The sequence below is a fragment of the Pseudomonas wuhanensis genome (assembly GCF_030687395.1).
GTDB lineage: Bacteria > Pseudomonadota > Gammaproteobacteria > Pseudomonadales > Pseudomonadaceae > Aquipseudomonas > Aquipseudomonas wuhanensis.
Window position 1 is genome coordinate 5,516,655 of record NZ_CP117430.1, and the last position, 13,305, is coordinate 5,529,959.

Annotated in this window: 11 protein-coding genes; 6 read left to right on the forward strand and 5 right to left on the reverse strand. The window is 58.4% G+C overall.

Features of this window, described 5'->3' with window-relative positions:
* Positions 1–11 precede the first annotated feature (11 nt).
* Positions 12–2,807: an RHS repeat-associated core domain-containing protein gene (locus PSH88_RS25545; protein WP_305423395.1), complete on the reverse strand. Its 2,796-nt coding sequence runs from the start codon at positions 2,805–2,807 to the stop codon at positions 12–14.
* Positions 2,808–2,985: 178 nt separating this feature from the next.
* On the opposite strand from PSH88_RS25545, the gene PSH88_RS25550 reads away from it, so the two are divergent.
* The 4 genes from PSH88_RS25550 (at position 2,986) to PSH88_RS25565 (ending at position 6,303) form a co-directional block, all read left to right on the forward strand.
* Complete coding sequence (locus PSH88_RS25550) at positions 2,986–3,450, forward strand: multidrug transporter (protein WP_305423396.1); 465 nt, start codon at positions 2,986–2,988, stop codon at positions 3,448–3,450.
* A 30-nt stretch (positions 3,451–3,480) separates the two neighbouring features.
* Complete coding sequence (locus PSH88_RS25555; protein WP_305423398.1) at positions 3,481–4,305, forward strand: SDR family oxidoreductase; 825 nt, start codon at positions 3,481–3,483, stop codon at positions 4,303–4,305.
* Between the two features lie 57 nt (positions 4,306–4,362).
* Entirely contained in the window at positions 4,363–4,779 is a 417-nt protein-coding gene (locus PSH88_RS25560; RefSeq protein ID WP_305423400.1) for a DUF4440 domain-containing protein, read from the forward strand.
* A gap of 231 nt (positions 4,780–5,010) precedes the next feature.
* A complete protein-coding gene (locus PSH88_RS25565) occupies positions 5,011–6,303 on the forward strand; it encodes a hypothetical protein (protein ID WP_305423402.1) in 1,293 nt (430 codons plus the stop codon).
* A 50-nt stretch (positions 6,304–6,353) separates the two neighbouring features.
* Here PSH88_RS25565 and PSH88_RS25570 read toward each other — a convergent pair whose 3' ends face one another.
* The 4 genes from PSH88_RS25570 to PSH88_RS25585 all read right to left on the reverse strand — a co-directional run bounded on the left by PSH88_RS25570 (position 6,354) and on the right by PSH88_RS25585 (position 11,293).
* The gene (locus tag PSH88_RS25570; RefSeq protein ID WP_305423404.1) at positions 6,354–7,217 is read right to left on the reverse strand and encodes an efflux RND transporter periplasmic adaptor subunit; all 864 of its coding nucleotides are present in this window, start codon (positions 7,215–7,217) and stop codon (positions 6,354–6,356) included.
* Positions 7,218–7,227: 10 nt separating this feature from the next.
* A complete protein-coding gene (locus tag PSH88_RS25575; protein ID WP_007896379.1) occupies positions 7,228–7,428 on the reverse strand; it encodes a DUF1656 domain-containing protein in 201 nt (66 codons plus the stop codon).
* Entirely contained in the window at positions 7,418–9,610 is a 2,193-nt protein-coding gene (locus tag PSH88_RS25580; protein WP_305423405.1) for an FUSC family protein, read from the reverse strand. The genes PSH88_RS25575 and PSH88_RS25580 overlap by 11 nt, the downstream gene beginning before the upstream one ends.
* 183 nt (positions 9,611–9,793) lie before the next feature.
* Positions 9,794–11,293, reverse strand: coding sequence for an efflux transporter outer membrane subunit (locus PSH88_RS25585; RefSeq protein ID WP_305483400.1), 1,500 nt, complete (start codon positions 11,291–11,293; stop codon positions 9,794–9,796).
* 345 nt (positions 11,294–11,638) lie between these two features.
* On the opposite strand from PSH88_RS25585, the gene PSH88_RS25590 reads away from it, so the two are divergent.
* Both PSH88_RS25590 and PSH88_RS25595 read left to right on the forward strand, forming a co-directional pair.
* The gene (locus PSH88_RS25590; protein ID WP_305423406.1) at positions 11,639–12,607 is read left to right on the forward strand and encodes a LysR family transcriptional regulator; all 969 of its coding nucleotides are present in this window, start codon (positions 11,639–11,641) and stop codon (positions 12,605–12,607) included.
* A 159-nt stretch (positions 12,608–12,766) separates the two neighbouring features.
* On the forward strand, positions 12,767–13,255 hold the full coding sequence (locus tag PSH88_RS25595) for a hypothetical protein (protein WP_305423408.1): 489 nt from the start codon (positions 12,767–12,769) through the stop codon (positions 13,253–13,255).
* The last annotated feature ends 50 nt before the right edge of the window (positions 13,256–13,305 follow it).

The following is a 13,305-nucleotide window of genomic DNA, read 5'->3' on the forward strand; positions in this document are numbered from 1 at the left end:
CATCCGGGTCATCATGGTTGAAAAGATATCCATTGATTGCTCTTCGCCGGCCTGTAAGCAACGATGAAGGCGCTCGGAATTGGAGTAATGAAGGTCATTTCCACCGTCAATGGCGGAATCATCGCAACGAATTTGGACTGATCGAGCGTGTTACCACTCATCAAAAGTCTGGTATCCAACCTTCCTTTGGGAGTGAATTTGAAAGGCGACCCGAGCCCCAGCGTTTGATCATTGACGGCTTGCTCTTTCAAACCCGGAATTTCCATCCGGTAGAGGTAGGCTCTCGTGTCACCGTACCCTCCTGAGTCTTCATCCATGCCGGTGGACACGTAACCCGCAATGGGACTTCTAACGTGCTCCTGGGCCTGGGTGTTAATCCCTTTGGTCACAGCGGCTTGCCTGAACTCTTCTTTGATTTTTGGCCCTCTGTTATCCCTGGGGAAAAAACCACCCGCTGTACGGATCTGGTCGGGGGTACGATCGTCCCCCCTCATAGCCACAATCCCCCCTTGTTGACCAATCAACAATGAATGCGAGCCGACAACCATTGAACCGGTCGCATATGAAGGGAGTGCCCCTGTCGACGGAGACGCCGTGGGTAAGGCAACTGGCGCCGGTGGTCGTGGGGGAGCTTCCTTTTTCGCTGGCGCAGCTACATTCATCTGAACCGGGCTGGATTGCGTGGGCACGGGTGGGCGGGGCGGAGGAGCAGACGGAAGAGTTCCCGGCCTCGACGGGATCGGAGGACGTGCAGGTGCCGGGGCCCCGGATACATTGGCTCCATTAAAAAGCCCGGTCATTCTTGCAACTAAACTGCCATTTGCCTTGTTGGGATTAAGCCCGTTTTCATCAACCAGGCTTACCGGGTTGTTTCGAACCATCCGATACAGGTTCAAACCGTCAACTGTTCCTGCCGGATCCGGATTCAACCATCGCTGCAACCACGAGATGTAAAAGCGGTATCCATAGTAATAAAGCCCGGTCGCATCCCGCTCCTTGCCCGAGTAACGAATGGTTTTGTAGCTCGCTTCAATCATGTCAGTGCCGGCAAACCACGCCGTCTCGCCAAAGGGATAGTAGGTTTCCCAGCTGATGATTCGCGCGTCGCCTGCCAATTCCAGGGTGCAAGAGTTCAGGTGATCAACCAGGCCGTAGCGGTACTGATCGTTGCTGATACCGGACTGTGGAGTTGTTTCCCAATGCAGCACACGCACGCTATTGAGTCCCGCCTGGGCGGTGATGACCTGCAGCACCTCTCCGGTTCCACTCTCGGTACGAAGTTCCAGTCCCGGCAAGTAACGCACTTCAGCCGTCACGGTGCGGGCATTGGTCTGCAACGAGCGAATTTTACGTACCCGCTGGCCACCGCCATCGTAGAGATACGACTCTCGGTCATTGAGCCCGGAAGCGCGTTCCACCGGGCTGACCGATTGCAGTTGATTGCGCAGAGCCCACGCCAAGACGCGTCCCTGATCCAGCTCCAGCAAATTGCCGTTGGTGTCGAACGCGGTAGCGATTTGTTCTTCGGTGGGCGGCACGCCGTTGCGCCAGGGCAAGCAGCGATTACTGTATCGGGCCACTTTCAGGTCGCGCCCGTGGTTTTGCGCGCCAACGTGGGTCAGTTTCAGCAGATTACCGCCTGCATCGTAGCTGTAGGTCTGCCGGTAATTGCTCACCGCCGCCGGATCGACCCGTCCAATCGATGCCGGTCCCTGATTGGCGCTGCCTGCCTCCCAACCAGAGGCTTCGATCAACTGATAGAGGCTGTCATAGTTGAAGCGACTGACCGGCTCGATACGCTGGTTGGCGAAGTAACGCACTGGCAGAGCCTTATCCTCGATGCTCAAGACATTACCCATCCGGTCATAGTCGTAGATCAGATGCTGCAACATCCCCGCACTGGCATCCTGTGACCTGCGTTCCATCAATAAGCCGTCTTCAGGGCGGTAACAGAGGGTTGTTTGCACAGCATTGCCGGCGGTTTCGTGCGCAATTTGTCCCTCTGCGTTGTACTGAATATCGCTGACCAGCATTTGCCAGGTAGTCAGTCCCTGAAGTTGCAAACGCGCCTCACGCAAGCGACCGTCCTGGGTCAGCCTGAAGGCCTGATGGTTTCCCCTGGCATCGATCTGTTCCAGCACATCGCCCACCGGGCCGAAACTCCACGTCGAGGCGGCCCCCACCCCCGGTTCAAGCAGCCGCTGGCGATCGGCTTCCAACTCCGGCCAGTCAGGCGTAACAGGGGCCAGGGTGAAGTGACGAACTTGCTTCACGCATTGGCCGGTGATCGAAAATGCCTCGAACAACACCGTCCCGGCGGGATCATCATGACGGATCAACTGCCCGCATTGATTCTGCTCACCATGATCGGAACCGCCATACACCATGCGTTCAACAGACCTTCGCGGCTCAGTTACGCCCTGCTCAAACACCGCCACCGGACGAAGCTGGTCGTCATATTCAACCTCGCGTCGCGTGCCTCGGCTGTCCCATCCCAATAAAACCTCATCACCCAGGCCAGGCAGGTTGAGCTGCCAACCAGCATCGACGCTGTCAGTGAGCAGCGCGTTACCCGACAACGAAAACGCTGTCGTGAGATTGGCGGGTGTCAGCGGCTCTTCTTGTGACAGCGCCCAAAGCCGTGGATCCCAATGTTTTACCGCACGCCCTGTGGCACCGTAAGCGGTACGGTTGATACGTGCCTCAGCAGGGACGTTTTCGACGGTGCGCCAATAATCGACCGAACGGATCGTCAAGCCGCGCGGATCGACGATCGTCAGTTTGGGTGTTTTATGATGCATTCCCATTGCCACCACCCGCCGAAATACAGCCCTGTTGACCAATGTCTTCTAACGTATCGAGAGCACTACGGACTACTGTCAGAAATTACAGTACCGACCAGCGGTACCCTCCTTTGCACGCCGAATGTCCATTCCTGCGCCCCTTCGGTAGGATGGTGTCCATGAGTTCACGGAGCATTCATTCATGTTCATCGGCGTCCTGCTGGTCATCACCTGGCTGATCCTGCTGCTGCGCTATCCGGCCAAGGCCGTGCCGGTTTCCATGGCCGCCGCGGTTGGATTGGGCCTGGTGGCGGTGTGGGTATTCTGGCTGGACACCCGCGAGGTCAAGCAACTGGCGCGCCTTGAGCTGCGTATCGTCTACGCGCCCGAGCACTGCCCGGCGGATCGCCCCTTGAAGCTGACGATGAACAACGGCAATGATGTGCCGCTGACCGAACTGCGCTGGCGCATCGCCGCTTATGCACCGGGCGATACGGTCAATCTGGCTGACAATCAATACACCGCACCGCGCTATCGCGGGCCCGGCGAATTGCAGGCCGGCGGCAATTGGGAAGACTGCCTGCCAATGCCGCCCCTGCGCCCCGGTTATCGCCCGCAAACCCTGGAGTTTCGCGCCGAGCGTTTGCAGGGTAGTTTCTCCGACTGATCCTCCCTTTTTTTGCACAAGGACCGCGCCATGCCCGTTGCGTTGATTACCGGTTGCTCCAGCGGCATTGGCCGCGCCCTCGCCGACGCTTTCAAAAGTGCCGGTTACGAAGTCTGGGCCAGCGCCCGCAAGGCTGAAGACGTAGCCGCTCTAACCGCCGCCGGTTTCACCACCGTGCAACTTGACGTGAATGATGGTCCGGCACTCGAGCAATTGAGTGAGCGGATCAATCAGCAACGCGGCGGCCTTGATGTGCTGATCAACAACGCCGGCTATGGCGCCATGGGCCCCTTGCTCGACGGCGGTGTGCCGGCCATGCAGCGGCAATTCGAAACCAACGTGTTTGCAATCGTTGGCGTGACTCGCGCGATGTTCCCGGTGCTGCGTCGCGCCAGGGGCCTGGTGGTGAACATCGGCAGCGTGTCCGGGGTTTTGGTCACGCCGTTTGCCGGCGCCTACTGCGCTTCGAAAGCTGCGGTGCATGCCTTGAGCGATGCGTTGCGCATGGAACTGGCACCGTTCGGCGTGCGGGTCATGGAAGTTCAGCCTGGGGCCATCGCCTCCAGCTTCGCCAAAAATGCCGGTCAAGAGGCTGAGCAACTGATCACCGAGCAGTCGCCATGGTGGCCACTACGTGAAGGTATTCGTGCACGGGCCAAGGCGTCTCAGGACAAACCGACGCCGGCCAGTGAATTTGCCGCCGGTTTATTGAAGGCCGTGCAGCAGCATAAACCGTCGCGTCTGGTGCGTTTGGGTAACGGCAGCCGGGCGTTGCCGTTGATGGCGGGGTTGTTGCCCAAGGGGCTGTTGGAGTCGGGGTTGATGAAGCGGTTCGGGTTGCGCGGGCAACTTTGAGACCGGCTTGCCCGCGACGACGTCAGACCAGATGCTTCAGAATTTCAGGAATCAAACATGACCGACTACACCGAATACTTTGACGAAGTGATCCAGGCCCACGTAGCCATCGAGCAATGGTTGGCCGAAGAGCGAGACGAGTCCGAGCTTGAGCTATTGCTGACGCGTTTTTCGCCGCAGTTTTCCATGATCTCGCCGTTGGGCCGGGTGCTGGATTTCGAGGCGTTGAATGAATTGTTTCTGCTGGCGGGCGGGAAGAAACTCGGGTTCAGGATTGAGCTCAGCGAGTTGCGAGGTGTCGCGCTGTACGACGGTGGCGCGGTGGTGAGTTACCGCGAGCAGCAGACTGATGCCACCGGCCTGCACTCGGATCGGCGCTCGACCGTGGTGTTTGAAAAACAGGCGTCCGGTCAGGTGCTGTGGCGGCATCTGCACGAAACTTTTGTTACCCATGGCGCACGTTCTGCCGCTTGAGCAAAATTCCCGCCATCCTCGCTACCTGTTAAATCTGACAGTAGACACCCGTCATATGAGCAGACCAGACTCATTCGGCAGGTAGTCGTCTCCATGAAGTCCCTTTGCCCATCAGTCTGTGGATGACCGGTGCGGTGATGTCGATGGAATACCCAACAACCGCTTCCAACCTTGAAAGCGTTGGGCGCCATCATGGCTCATCCAACTAAGTGGACTTCACTGGACAGAAAAATGAACACATTCGACCGTCAACACGCCGGAGACAGCGACCAGAGTTTTGGCGACAAAGGAAAGATCTCGCTCTCAACTCTACCTCATATCAATGGCACGGATCGTCACGTCAAAGGTCTCTGCGTACAGGACTCGGGGAAAATCATCGTCGGTGCCGTCGTGTCCCATGACGACTCTCGCGACAATGAAACCTTATACAACTCGGCTTATTACGGGCTGGCACGCCTGAATAAAGACGGAAGCCTTGATGAAACATTCGCGGACCAAGGTTTCGGATTCGGAAAATTCAAAGCGCCTTTTGACGCATCAGGCGGGAAAATACTGGAGCAGGATTCACGGACTTACATGCTGGGCTGGACTCATCTGGACGCAGACTCCGGCGAGCCTCCACCTCACTTGGTCATTTGCCGATTCACGGAACAGGGTGACCTGGACGAAGGCTTCGCAGTGCAGGGCAGGCAGATTTTCCGAAATCAAACAGGCGAAATATTCGTGCCCAACTCCGGTAACTGCGCTTTCCAGGGCGACAAAATTGTCATCAGCGCGACCTACCGCTCTTCGGGAAGCGAAACAACCCATTGCGTCCTGTATCGAGTGAACCTAAAAGGCCAGTTGGACACCAGTTTCAACAAAACCGGTCGCCTTGATTTCAGACTCAATGACACTGACCATGCGATAGCACTTCACGCCGTGGATATCCAGAATGATGAGAAAATCCTGTTGGCCGGCAGTGTCAAACAATCTGATCGCATGAAGGGTTTCTTTGCCCGCCTCAATAGTGACGGCAGCACTGACAAGACATTCGGCGATTCCAAAACACCAGGTTCCTACGTGTTGAATGTCGAGGAAGGAGACACCGTTATACAAGGTCTGATTCAGACAACGAATAACGGTTTCATTGGCTTCGGCAATTGTGGGCGCACCGGGAAGTTCATGAAGGGGCTGCTGATGAGAATGATGGCTGACGGTGTTCCGGATTTTCAGTTCAACTTGGGTCAACCTGTCCTGACGGTGTTTGACGAACAGACCGGGGACAACTGGCAGGCTGGCTTTCTGGATGCAGCGGAGAGGATAAATGTCGTCGGCAGTTACCAAAAACTGCATATCGCCCGCTTCCTGAGCAATGGCACTGTCGATAAAGACTTCGGCAACAATGGGTACATCGAAGAGGACACAGCGATCTCGGCTGAACCTGCGCTTCTACAGCCCCGAAGCAACTCGCAGTTTATTTTTGCCGGCAATACCGGCGGAATCGGTGGAGCATTTGGGGTGTTGTGCGCATACCTGAGCTGAAGTTCAAAAAACCCGCCTTCACCGAGGTGAGGGCGAGTCCGGTTCACAGCTTACAAATCGCTTGCCTGCTTCACCACCACCGTACACGTAATCCCCGCCGCCAACAGCACTCCCTCCGGCACTTCATCAATGTGAATCCGCACCGGCACCCGCTGTGCCAGGCGCACCCAGTTAAAGGTCGGGTTCACGTCGGCGATCAGCTCGCGGCTCTCCGGGTTGTCGCGGTCATAGATGCCGCGAGAAATGCTTTCCACATGCCCCTTGAGCACTTCGCCGCTCATCAGTTGCATATCGGCTTTATCCCCTACGCGCACATGCGGCAGTTTGGTTTCTTCGAAGAAGCCATAGACCCAGAACGAGTTCATGTCCACCACGGCCATTTTCGCTTCGCCGATGCGTGCGTAGTCGCCGCGATGGACGTTGAGGTTGGTCACGTAACCGTCCACCGCCGCGCGCACTTCGGTGCGTTTGAGGTTCAGTTCGGCGGCTTCCAGTTGTGCCTGGGCGTGCTGGTAATCGGCCAGGGCCGAGTCGGCGATGTTGCTGGCGTCGTCGCGGTTTTCCCTGGAGATCACCAGGTTGTCGAGGTCGGCGCGGCGGTGGGCGTTGACCTTGCGCATCTCCCACGTGGCTTTGCGCGAGGCCACCAGCGACTGCGCCTGTTTCACCGCAATGCGGTAATGCTCAGGGTCGATGCGCATCAGCAAATCGCCCTTCTTCACTAGCTGGTTGTCACGCACCGGCACGTCCACCACTTCACCGGTAACGTCGGCGGCGACGTTGATGATGTCGGCGCGCACCCGGCCGTCGCGAGTCCAGGGTGTGTTCATGTAATGCACCCACAGGGTCCGGCCGATCCACAGGGCAAGGGCCAACACCAGGAGGGTCGCGAGCAGGCTGAAAAGCTTTTTCATCGGGGTGTTCTCAACGATAAACAGTCAGCGCCAGGGCGCCGAACAGACAGGTAAACAGACTCAGGCGCAGCAGCGCCGGGTGCCAGAAGAAGCGGTACAAATCGAACCCGGACAGGAATCGATCCAGCGCCCAGGCCAGCGCCGCCGCAATGAAAAACATCAGGGTCATGGTCGGCATGTACACGCCGTGGAAGGCGATTTCACGAGGCATGGGCAAGTCCTTCGGGCTTGGCGATGGTGTATGAAGCCAGTGGCGATTGCGGGTCGAGCAGCGAGGTGCGGATGAAGTGCAGGTAGCTTTTCACTCGGCGCAAGGCGGAGGTATCGAAGTGCGGCGCAAAGGGTTCGTCGGTGGCCTGCACGCGGCTGATCGCGTGATCGACCGCGACCAGCGCACGCTCCAGATTGCTCTGGCCCGGTTGCAGAAACATTCGCACCAGCGAACGCCCCATCACCCGGATTGACTGGCGCCACGGCTGGGATTCGGCGTAGGCCGGGTGCACCGGCAGAATCGCCTGTTCCTTGCGCAACTCGATGATCGCGTGGCCGACTTCCAGCACCACGAACATCCAGCGCAGCAAGTCTCGTTGCACCTGCGGCTGTCCCGCTGCCAGACCGTAAGCCTGATGCAAAAGATCGCGAGTGCGGCTTTCGAAACTCGACGCCAGGCCCTTGAGTTTGCCGCTGATGGCATACACCACTTGCCCGCGCAAATCCTGCTCCAGCCGCCGCCACAACCAGCGGCTGTTGGGCGGCAGAATGATCGCCCCGGCCGCCGCGCACACCAGCATGCCCATGATCATGGCGATGTAGTCGTTGATGAACGCGTAAGGGTTGTAAACCGTGAGGTTGTCCGGCACCGAACCGGTGCTGAAGAAGATCAGCAATCCCAGGCCAACCCCGACGTATTGCGGCCGTGAAGTCAGGAACGACCCGAGCACGATCACCGGCGCCAGCATCACGCACAGCAACGGAAAACCGTCGATCCAGGGGAAGATGAAAAACATCTCGACGAAGCCGATCAGCGCCCCGAGCAACGTCCCGCAGGCCATCTGAAACGCCATGCGTTTGGGGTTCGGTGTCGCCGCTGAAAGACCGACGGTGGCGGCAGCGATCAGGGTCATGGTCGCCCCGCTCGGCCACGCGGTGGCCACCCAATAACTGCCTAGTACCACGAGGATGAATGCTGCGCGAATACCCGATGCCGCCGAGGCCAGCCAGTTGGTTTGCGGGGTGAAGGGCTCGTCCCAACGCTCACGTTCGTGGCTGTGATCGGCCAGCGACGCGTGGGTCTGTGCATAACTGTGCAGGTCGTCGACGAAGCGATAAAGCAGCTCGTACGCGGTGTGGAAATCCAACTGCTCGGCGTCGCTCGGATCATTCTCCTGAAAGGTCGCCCGCAGGCTGCGAACTCGCGCCGGCAAGTTTTCCTTATAGGTCGCCAACGCGGTGGCCAGGCGTGCAGCGTCGGGGCTGGTCAAGGCGCGACCGCTGAAGCCGTCGAGCACTTCGGCCAGGTCTTGCAACCCCGGTTTGATCGCCGCGACAACGTGATCGGTGCCGCCGCTACGCAGACGTTCGAGCAACTGATGCAACGCATTGAAGCGCGTAGTAATGCCCATGAATTCGCTGTTCAAGCGACTGAGCCGCCCGTTGCGCCGACGCATGTGCGGGTCTTCGAACACCGTGACGCTGCGCAGCCCTTCCAGGCCCACTGCCTCGGCGATGAACCGAACGTTGCTTGCTTCAAACGCTTCGCGCCGACTGCGACCGCGCAAGCCATCAGTGACGAACAACGCAAACACGCCGAAGCGCTGATACAACGCATTGCGCATCGCCGCACTGGCGGTTTGCGGCAAGATCGCGGCGCTGACCAGCGTCGTGCACAGAATGCCCAGGGAGATTTCCAATACGCGCCAGACTGCTGCCATGAACGCGCCGTCGGGGTGAGCCAAAGCAGGCAGTCCGACCATCGCCGCCGTGTAACCGGCGAGCACAAATCCGTAGGCGCGGAAGTTGCGATAACGTGCCGCGCCGGCCGAGCAGAGGCCGACCCAGATCGCCAGCGAACCGAGGAACAGTTCTGTGTTCTGCGCAAACAAGGCAATCAGCGCGACCATCACCGCCGACCCGGCCAACGTGCCAAGGAAGCGATAGAAGCTCTTGGCCAATACCTGGCCGCTTTGCGGCTGCATAACGATGAACACGGTGATCATCGCGGTGCGCGGCTGGGGCAATTCCAGACGCATGGCCAGCCACAGGGTCAGGAACGCGGCGAACAGCACCTTGAAAATGTACACCCAGGTCACGCCATCGCTGCGTGCCCAGTCGAAGAAACCCCGGCGCCATTCAAGGGAATATAGCCAGCGCAAAGGTGCGGGCAAGGGAGTCATGGAATTTTGCTCACTTGGGAAAAACTTGAGACAAGCGAATGACTGTGGCGAGCGAGCTTGCTCGCGCTGGGCTGCGTAGCGGCCCCAAAATTCTGGCAACCACTGCTAATTTTGTGAGTGCTGCGCACTCAAGCGGGAGCAAGCTCCCTCGCCACAAATGTGGGTGTGCCTGAAACGTCGCGCTCACTGCAAAAGAACCGGGGTTTTCGGAGGCTGGGTTTTCTCGGCATTCGGCACGTCGTTGCCCGCCCCGAGTCCACCACCAAGCGCCGTCACCAGCTCCGCATGAGCACTCAACCGTGCGGCCTGAACCTGCTGCTGCACTTGTTGCTGCTTGAACAACAAGGTCTGCGCATTGAGCACGTTGAGGTAATCGGTGAGCCCACGCTGATACGCGATCATCGCGATGTCGTAGGTCTTCTGCGCCGTGGTCACCGACTCGGCGGCGAAGGCTTGTTGCTTGTCCATCGACTCGCGGCGAATCAACTGGTCGGAGATATTTTTCAGCGCATTGACCAGCGTCTGGTTGTACCTGGCCACGGAGATGTCATAACCGGCCGAGGCTTCGCCCAACTCCGAACGCAAGCGGCCACCGTCGAAGATCGGCAACGAAATCGCCGGGCCGACGCTGTAGTTGAGCTTCTTGCCGGTCAAAAACTCCAGCGCCCCGCCGCCGGTGGCCATGTAGCCGAGGCTGCCGACCAGATCGACGTTGGGGTAGAAGCCCGCGTGAGCGACATCGATACCCCGCGCCTGGGCCGCCACTTGCCAGCGACTGGCGACCACGTCCGGGCGTTGACCGAGCAATTGCGCAGGCAGCGACGAAGGTAACTTTAGCGCCGAGCCCAACGACAGCGTCGGCCGTTGCAACTGCGCGCCCTCCCCCGGTCCCTTACCGGCCAGAGCGGCGAGTTGGTTGCGGCTTAGAGCAATTTCCTCGTCCAGCGCATCGATTTGCCGATGGGTTTCCGGCAATGGTGTTTCGGCCTGGCTGACTTCGAAATGCGTGCCGATGCCACCATCCAGACGTTTCTGTGCCAGGTCGAGAATTTGCTGTTGCTGCTTCAAGGTCGCCGCGACGATGTCCCGTTGCGCGTAATGTAACGAGAGCTCGATGTAGGCGCGCACGATATTGTTCTGCAATTCGAGCTGCGCCTGCCGCGCCTCGGCGGCGCTCATGTGGGCCATGTCCACGACGCGTTCGGTGGCGTTGCTTTCGCGTCCCCAAAGGTCGAGGGCATAGCTGAAGCCCAGCGCGGCGTTGTTGTCCCAAGTGGTGGTGTTGGCCAACTCGCCGGGGCCGTAGAACTGATCGGTGGGCCAGTTGTGGCGCTTGAGGGTGGATTGGCCATTGATCTGCAAGGACTCGGCGGACTCGGCAATGCCGGCCATGGACCGCGCCTGACGCACTCGCGCGGCGGCCATGGCCATGCTCGGGCTGCCTTGCAGGGCGAGGTCGATCCAGCGGTTCAGTTGCGGGTCGCCGTAGGCTTGCCACCATTGGGTGCTGGGCCAATGAGCGTCTTGCTCGGCGCTCTGAATAGCTTCATCGGTGGCCAGTGAATCAGCCTCCAGTGCCTTGCCCTGTGGGGCAATACCTGCGGTGCCGATGCAGCCGCTGATTGCCAGGGTTAAAGCCAAAACACTGAGCGTCTTGAGCGCTCTGTTGATGCGACGCGGCACTGCTGCGATTTCCTGAAAGGGGGGTACGGAAAAACTTGTGGGGAACCGCTTTTTGTGGCGAGGGGGCTTGCCCCCGTTCGGCTGCGCAGCAGTCGTAAACCGGTCACCGCATTCTGATTGAAGATCGCGGTGACCGGTTTTAGGGTCGCTTCGCAACCCAACGGGGGCAAGCCCCCTCGCCACACAAGCCGCTCCCACAATGGCGCAATTCTAGGGGGCGGCCGGAAAGGCGATAAGCCGGGAATCCTGTGAATCTTTGTTACCGTTAACGCGATAATCCATTTGTCGGGGTCACTGTCCCCGTAACTTCGTGTCACAATTTGCCATCGCATTCGAGAGCACCCCATGGACACTTTGCAAAACATGCGCGCCTTCAGTTACGTGGCCGACGCCGGCAGCTTTACCGCCGCCGCCGTGCAACTCGACACCACCACGGCCAACGTCTCGCGCGCGGTCTCCAACCTGGAAGCCCACCTGCAAACCCGCCTGCTCAACCGCACCACCCGCCGCATCGCCCTGACCGAGGCCGGCAAGCGCTATCTATTGCGTTGCGAGCAGATCCTGGCCTACGTCGAAGAAGCCGAAGCCGAGGCCAGCGACGCCCACGCGCGCCCGGCCGGGCAACTCAAGGTGCACACCATGACCGGCATCGGTCAGCACTTCGTGATCGACGCCATCGCCCGCTACCGCAAGACCCACCCGGACGTGACCTTCGACCTGACCATGGCCAACCGCGTGCCGGATTTACTCGACGAGGGCTACGACGTGTCCATCGTGCTCGCCAGCGAACTGCCGGACTCGGGCTTCGTCTCCCAACGCCTGGGCATCACCTACAGCATCGTTTGCGCATCGCCGGCCTATGTAAAAGCCAACGGCTGCGCGCACAAGCCCAGCGATTTGCTGAACCATGCGTGCCTGCGGTTGGTGAGCCCGGTGATTCCGCTGGAGAAGTGGACCTTCGACGGCCCGGAAGGCCAGGAAATGGTCACCATCAACAGCTCACCGTTTTTGGTGAACTCCGCTGATGCGATGAAAACGGCGATCACCAGTGGCATGGGCGTTGGCGTTTTACCGGTGTATGCGGCGATTGAAGGGCTGCGCAACGGCACGCTGGTGCGGGTAATGCCGAATTACCGGTCACAGGAACTGAATCTGTATGCGATCTACCCGTCGCGGCAGTATCTGGATGCGAAGATCAAGACGTGGGTGGAGTACTTGCGGGGGTCGTTGCCGGAGATATTGGCGGCGCATCAGGCGGAATTGGCGGCGTATGAATTGAGTGGGAGTTTGGGTGGGGTTCGGGTGGCGAATTAGCCCATTACGCAGCATTGGCTTATGGCAAAGGAATGCCGAAATAATCTTCTCCAATAGCCAATAGATATAAATTAACTATCAGATCTGACAGTAGACGAACTGTCTCCTCGAATGGAAACTCCATGGGTAATTTAATTTTTCATTCGAAGGAATACGGGTATGAACATTTACTACACGGGTTCAAATAAAAACCTTAGTTCCACTAGCGACAAACTGACTGCTGAAATCCACAACAGCTTTAAATTCTCCACCTACGATGGGACAGCTACTCTTTTTATCACTAATGGAGAGTGGATTATTTTATACACTAGGCATCAAATCAGTGAAACCGAATGGAACACCATCTCCCTACGCTTCCCGGCAAACATTGAAAACAAACGATATGAATTTCAACCGGGCGATATTTTACCCCCTACTTTCAGCGAAAACTGGTCCGTCCCTGACGGATCATGGCACCGACCTTACACCTCTAAAAATAATGTCGGGCACATCACGTTCAATTTCGATCTTAAGGCTGGGACACTCAAAGCCGACTTCAACTTTACGATTCTGAACAATGAAGAAAGTCATCAAGCGATTGGTGGAATTGATGTTAAAGGTCTGGAGCATATAACCGGACAGCGACACTTGGAAAAGCTATTCGAGTAATCGGCAGCCCGTTGAACACTCACCGCCATCCTGGGGGGAGCCGTCGGTTC